This is a genomic window from Pelagibius sp. (genome assembly GCF_028289705.1).
Taxonomy (GTDB): domain Bacteria; phylum Pseudomonadota; class Alphaproteobacteria; order Kiloniellales; family Kiloniellaceae; genus Pelagibius.
Map to the genome: position 1 here is coordinate 1 of NZ_JANQOI010000098.1, position 5,918 is coordinate 5,918.

At 66.7% G+C, this 5,918-nt stretch carries 3 protein-coding genes; all 3 read left to right on the top strand.

Features of this window, described 5'->3' with window-relative positions:
- Positions 1 to 353: 353 nt before the first annotated feature.
- The 3 genes from Q0996_RS13205 to Q0996_RS13215 all read left to right on the top strand — a co-directional run bounded on the left by Q0996_RS13205 (position 354) and on the right by Q0996_RS13215 (position 5,731).
- Positions 354 to 1,634 (top strand): ATP citrate lyase citrate-binding domain-containing protein, encoded by a 1,281-nt coding sequence (locus Q0996_RS13205; RefSeq protein WP_299620272.1) that lies wholly within the window; start codon positions 354 to 356, stop codon positions 1,632 to 1,634.
- A gap of 17 nt (positions 1,635 to 1,651) precedes the next feature.
- Positions 1,652 to 4,366 (top strand): citrate/2-methylcitrate synthase, encoded by a 2,715-nt coding sequence (locus Q0996_RS13210; protein WP_299620275.1) that lies wholly within the window; start codon positions 1,652 to 1,654, stop codon positions 4,364 to 4,366.
- A gap of 276 nt (positions 4,367 to 4,642) precedes the next feature.
- On the top strand, positions 4,643 to 5,731 hold the full coding sequence (locus Q0996_RS13215) for a glutamine synthetase beta-grasp domain-containing protein (protein ID WP_299620277.1): 1,089 nt from the start codon (positions 4,643 to 4,645) through the stop codon (positions 5,729 to 5,731).
- The last annotated feature ends 187 nt before the right edge of the window (positions 5,732 to 5,918 follow it).

A 5,918-nucleotide genomic window follows, 5' to 3' on the forward strand; every position in this document is an offset into this window, starting at 1 on the left:
TACTGTCGACAGGCTGCGTCAAGCCGCTTGCCCGATGCCCCACATCGCGCCGCGCGGCTTTCCTGCCCTGTCGACAGTACGGCGCCGCGCAGACCATGGACATGGTGAGAAATGCGGGTTGATACCCGGTGAACGTCTTGGCAATTCCCGCGGCGCGGCCCCCGGGAGGGGACGAGCGGGAAAAACGCCGAGCAACACAGGGTTGCCCGCGGCGTGGCGCAATGAAAGCGAGGCGAAAGGTTGGTGGTCTAACGTTTGTACCGCGATGCCGCTGGGGACGGCACCTCTGACGGTCCCCTACGGCCGGAACGTCGGCAGAAAAACTGGCCCGGCGCGACAAAAGGGGAGCGACAATGCAGATCACCGGAATGCTCCACGGGGCACCCTTGCTGCGGCATGTGGACTTTCCAACCTCGGAAGTCCTCGGCCCCGGCGCCATGGAGGACGAGATCCAGGATCTCATCCGGCGCCACGGCCTGATCTTCATCAAACCGCTGTTCAAGGGCGGCATCGGCAAGAAGGGCAAGTCGGGCCTGATCGGCCAGGCGCGCGACCTGCGCACCGCGCTTGCCGAGAAGGAGCGGCTCTATTTCGCCGAGCACCGCCACGGCAACGTGACCGCCAAGGCCAACGGCGTAACCTTCGAAAGCGGGGTGCCGGCGCAGCACGAGGTCTACTTCTCGATCACCGATTCCACGGCCTACCGCGCGCCCACTATGACCCTGACCCACCGCGGCGGCGTGGACATCGAAGAGCTCGACAAGGACGAGATCGCCAATGTGCCCTTCGACGCCCTGACCGGCCTCAAGGCCTTCGTCGTCGCCAATGCGCTCAGCGACATCGGTGCGCCGAAAGAGGTGATTTCGCCGCTGGTGCAGCAACTGCCGAAACTCTGGGAGCTGATGCACCACTACGGCATGACCACCCTGGAGCTGAACCCGATCCGCATGCGCCCGGGCCGCGGCGGGCGCCTGACGCCGGTGGCCTGCGACTTCAAGTGCGGCTTCGACCGCGACGATCCGCGCTGGCACCGCCTCAACCTGCCCGACCACCTCTTCACTGCTGACACCTCGGCCTTCGAGCAGGAAGTGAACGAGCTGCGCACCCATCAGGGCCAGTCGGACGTTTTCGTCATCAACGACCAGGGCTCGATCCTCGCGCCCACCTTCGGCGGCGGCGCCAACTCCCTGGTGACCCAGGTCCTGGGGGAGGCGGCGATCATCTCCTCCGACTTCGGCGGCAATCCGCCCTACGAGAAAATGAAGCAGGTCGCGCGTATCTGCTACAAGCACTGGCTGGCGCAGTCCAACGTGCTGTTCATCATCGGCGGCAAGTCCAACAACACCGACATCCACGAAACCTTCCGCGCCATGGGCGATGCGCTGCGCGAACACTTCGGCAGCCACGGCCCCACGCCGCTCTATGTGGTGGTCGGGCGCGGCGGACCGAACCTGGTGCGCGGCATGGGGGTGCTGGCGGAGACCTGCGACTCCCTCGGCCTGCCCTACCGCATGTTCGGTTTCGATTCGGCGATCTCCGAAGTGGTCAACTACGCAAAGACCGTCGACGAATGGATGAAAACAGGCGGCCGCGGCGAAATCGCCCGGCACCTCGGCATCAAGCCGGCAGCCTAGGGCCGAAGGAGAGGGTCATGCATCAGAAGGGTATCGAGGGGTTTCCCTACTATCTCGGCGTCGGCTCGCTGGCCGAGGTGGCAACGCGCGACGACCGGGTCGTCGTGCTCAACATCCTCGGCGGCGAATCCCGCCAGGTGACGCCGACCAGTCATGCCTTCTCCGGCGGCAACGTGGTCTTCGGCACCTCCCCCGGGCGGCGCGGCCAGGTGCTGCCCACGGCGGTGGGCGACATCCCGGTCTACAACAACGTTCGCGAGGGCCTGAACGACGGCCACCACTTCACCACCGGGGTGGTCTATCTGCCGCCTTCGGGGGTGCGCGACGGGGTCGCCGAACTGGTCCGGGTGAACCCCGACCTCAAGAAGATCGTCATCATCACAGAAAAAATCGCCGTGCACGACGCCCGCGAGATCCGCGCCCTCGGCCAGGCCAACGGCATCGACATCTTCGGCGCCAACTGCCTCGGCGTCGCCGATTCCTGGAACCGGGTGCGCATCGGCGGCGCCTTGGGCGGCGACCATCCGGAGGAGTCCCTGCATAAGGGATCGGTGGCCATCTTCTCCAACTCCGGCGGCTTCACGACCACCATCGCCCAATACCTGGCGACCGCCGGCTGGGGCACAACGACCCTGGTTTCCTCCGGCAAGGATGTCTACATCCACTACGCGGCCCGCGACTTCGCCCATGCGCTGAGGAACGACGAACGCTCCAAGGCGGCGGTGCTCTATGCCGAGCCCGGCGGCTACTACGAACACGGCGTCGACTTCGGTAAGCCGACGGTCGCCTGTGTGGTCGGGCGCTGGAAATCCAAGCTGACCCGCGCGGTGGGTCATGCCGGGGCCATGGCCGGCTCCGGCGACAAGGCCGAGGACAAGGAAGACTGGTTCATGGAGAACTTCGGCGTGAAGGGGATCTTCACGCCGGACAACCCGGTCTGCTCGGCCAAGGGTGCCGTGGTGGTCAACATCTCCCACATTCCCGCGGCGCTGACGGCGGTGATGGAGCTCAACGGGCTGCAGCCGGACTTCGAGCCGCGCGGCTCCCTCTCCCTCAAGCCCTGGGTCGCCAACGACCAGGGCCTGTCGCTGCCGCCGCAACTGGCCCTGCCGGTGGTCAAGGCGCTGGAACCCTACGACCGGCAGATCGAGTCCCTCGGCCAGCAGGTCGGCGCCGTGATCCCGCGCCAGACCATGAAGGACGTCTCCGGCGCCTCGGTCATGGACCCCAAGACCCAGGTCACCAGCGTCCACGGCCATTCGGTGCTGGACCTGGCCAAGGAACCACTGGAGGCCAGCTTCGCCCTGCCCCTGGTGCACGAGATCGCCGATGCCAACCAGCGCGCCATGCTGGACATCGCCGTTGCCGCGGAGGTGAACCTGGTGGGCGATGCAGTGCTCGCCGCCGCCGATGCGGCGCGCGCCGCCGGCAACTCGCCCAACAGCGTGATGGCCACCGCCGCCAGCATCGTCGGGCCCAAGCGGGTCGAACGTGCGCTCCAGGCGGCCAAGAAGCTGATCGATCTCTTCGCCCAGTCGGGCCTCACCGACGCCGCGGACGAAACCTTCGACTGCAGCGGTATCACCTTGAGCGAGGCCGACCGCGCGCTCTTCCTGGCAACCCCGGAAGAGGCCGACGATCCGCGCCCGGAGGCCATGCTGGCTGCGGTGCGCGCCCGGGGCGGGCGGTCGCTGTTCCTCAAGTATCTGGAGTCATTCGGCGGCCGCTTGTCGCGCGACGCCATCCTCGCGGCCATCAGCACGACCATCGCCTGGGGACCGCTGATGCGCAAACGCATCTCCCGCCTCACCGCCGAGACCCTGCCCTGGTACCTGCGCCTCTACGGCGTCATGTTCGGCGCCTCGATTCCCGGCGAGCGCCATCAGCATGGCTCGCTCTGGGGTATCCCGCGCGACGAGCGCTTCGGACAGTGGACCATGGCCGACCTGGCCTTCCTCGCCATGACCGGCAAGAAGCCCAGCGAGGCCGAGGCCCGGCCGCTACAGATGCTGATCGGCCTCCTGATCTCCAACGGTCCCGGCGCGATCTCGGCCCAGGGCGCCAAGGGCGCGGTCTCCGCCGACGGCCCGCAGACGCCGGAGCGGGTGCAGATCAACAAGGCCATGGCCGGCTTCCTCACCCACACCGGCTATTCCCACGGCGGCAACGGCTTCGAGGGCATGGCCTTCCTGCTGGAGGTCTTCCGGGAGAGCGGCCTGACGGACCCCAGCGATGCCAACCACGGTCTCGACCTCAAGGCCATGGCGACGCGCTTCGCCGAGCAGTACAAGGCGGAGAAGGCCGAGGCCAAGGAACTGGGGATCACCGCGCCGCGCGCCCTGCCCGGCGTCCACCACCCGGTCTTCAAGGGCAAGCCGGTGAACTACGACCCGCGCGAGCGCTTCATCGCCGAGGTGCTGGAGCAGCGTGGCGACTACAATGTCTTCCACGCCTACTACCGCGAACTGGTGCAGGCGCTCTATGACGTCGGCGCCACGCGCTATGTGTTCTGCGTCAACGTCGACGCCATCATCGCCGCGCTGCTGCTGACCCTTCTGTGGAAGGACTACAAGGCCGGCGCCCTGACCGAGCGCGATCTGGAGACGGCCGCCTTCACCGTCTTCCTCTACGGACGGATGATCGGCGCCGCCGCCGAGATCGACGACCACCTCAACCGCGGGCGCAACATGGACACCCGCACCCAGGCATCGCTCTGCGGCCACGTGGTCTGAAACAACGCATCACTGGCAGCTCGCAATCGGGCGGCGGGGAGCACACCCCGCCGCCCGTTTCGCATATCGTTGACCGCCCCTCCGGCCGTCTGTTGGGTCACGCCGGCACAACTGAAACAAATTTCAGCGGCCGGGACACCAACTGGACATATCCGAAGCTTAGCTCATGGGCTCAGCGCTGAGGGCACCAGCGCGGCATGATTTCGTAGCCGAGCTCAAGACGCTTACGACGCCGCATCCCTTCAAGCGCGTTCATGATCGAATAGGAGACTTGCAATGAGCAGCTTGAGCTTTGCCGAATACATCTGGCTCGACGGCGGCCAGCCCGTTCAGGGGATCCGCTCCAAGACCCGCGTGGTGCGGGTTCCGGAGAGCCCCGATCTCAACGACTTCCCGGCCTGGAGCTTCGACGGTTCATCCACCGAACAGGCGGCCGGCGAGGATTCCGACTGCCTGCTGGAGCCGGTCTGCGTGGTGAACGACCCGCTGCGCGGTACGGGCAGCTATCTGGTGCTCTGCGAGGTGCAGAACGCTGACGGCAGCGCCCACATCAGCAACCGCCGCGCCACCCTGCGCGCCGTGCTCTCGGCCATCGCGGCCGAGACCGATCCCTGGGTCGGCTTCGAACAGGAGTACACGCTCTACCGCGAGGGTCGGCCCCTGGGCTTTCCGGCCAACGGCTTTCCCGGACCGCAGGGCCCGTACTATTGCGGGGCCGGTGTGGACCGCGCCTTCGGCCGCGAGATCGTGGAGGCCCATGCCCGCGCCTGCCTGGAGGCCGGCTTGCGGATCTACGGCCTCAACGCCGAAGTGATGCCCGGCCAGTGGGAGTTCCAGGTCGGCTACCGCGGCCTCGACGACGAGACCGGCAGCGCGCTGGTGATCAGCGACCATGTCTGGATCGCCCGCTGGCTGCTGCACCGCATCGGCGAGCGGCACGGCGTCGAAGTGTCTTTCGACAACAAGCCGGTGAAGGGCGATTGGAACGGTGCCGGGATGCACACCAACTTCTCGACCGCGAACACGCGCGACCCGAACGGCGGCCGTTCCAGTATCGAGGCGGCCATTGAGCGTCTGGCGCTGCGCCATCACGAGCATATCCGCCACTACGGCGACAAGCTGGATGAGCGCCTCACCGGCCTGCACGAGACCTGCGACATCAACACCTTCCGCTGGGGGGTGGCGCACCGCGGTGCCTCGATCCGGATTCCCCAGCCGGTGGCCATCAAGGGCCACGGCTACCTGGAGGACCGCCGGCCGGGTGCCAACGCGGACCCTTACGTGGTCGCCGCCTCCCTCGTCGCCACGGTCTGCGACGTGACGGAGATCTTCGACACCAAGCACGAACTGGCGGTCGCCGCCTGATCGCTGATCCATCCTGGTCTTGGGAGTTCTTTCCGGGCTCCCAAGACCATCTTCTCCTCTGAGCCAGGCGGAACGAAGACCCTCTCGAAAGCCGCCAATGTTTCTGTCAGCCCGATCGTTGCGATACAAATGAAACCAACTGCCCGGGCTTGCGACATTGGCGGGAAACACGGCCTGCCTAGAGTAC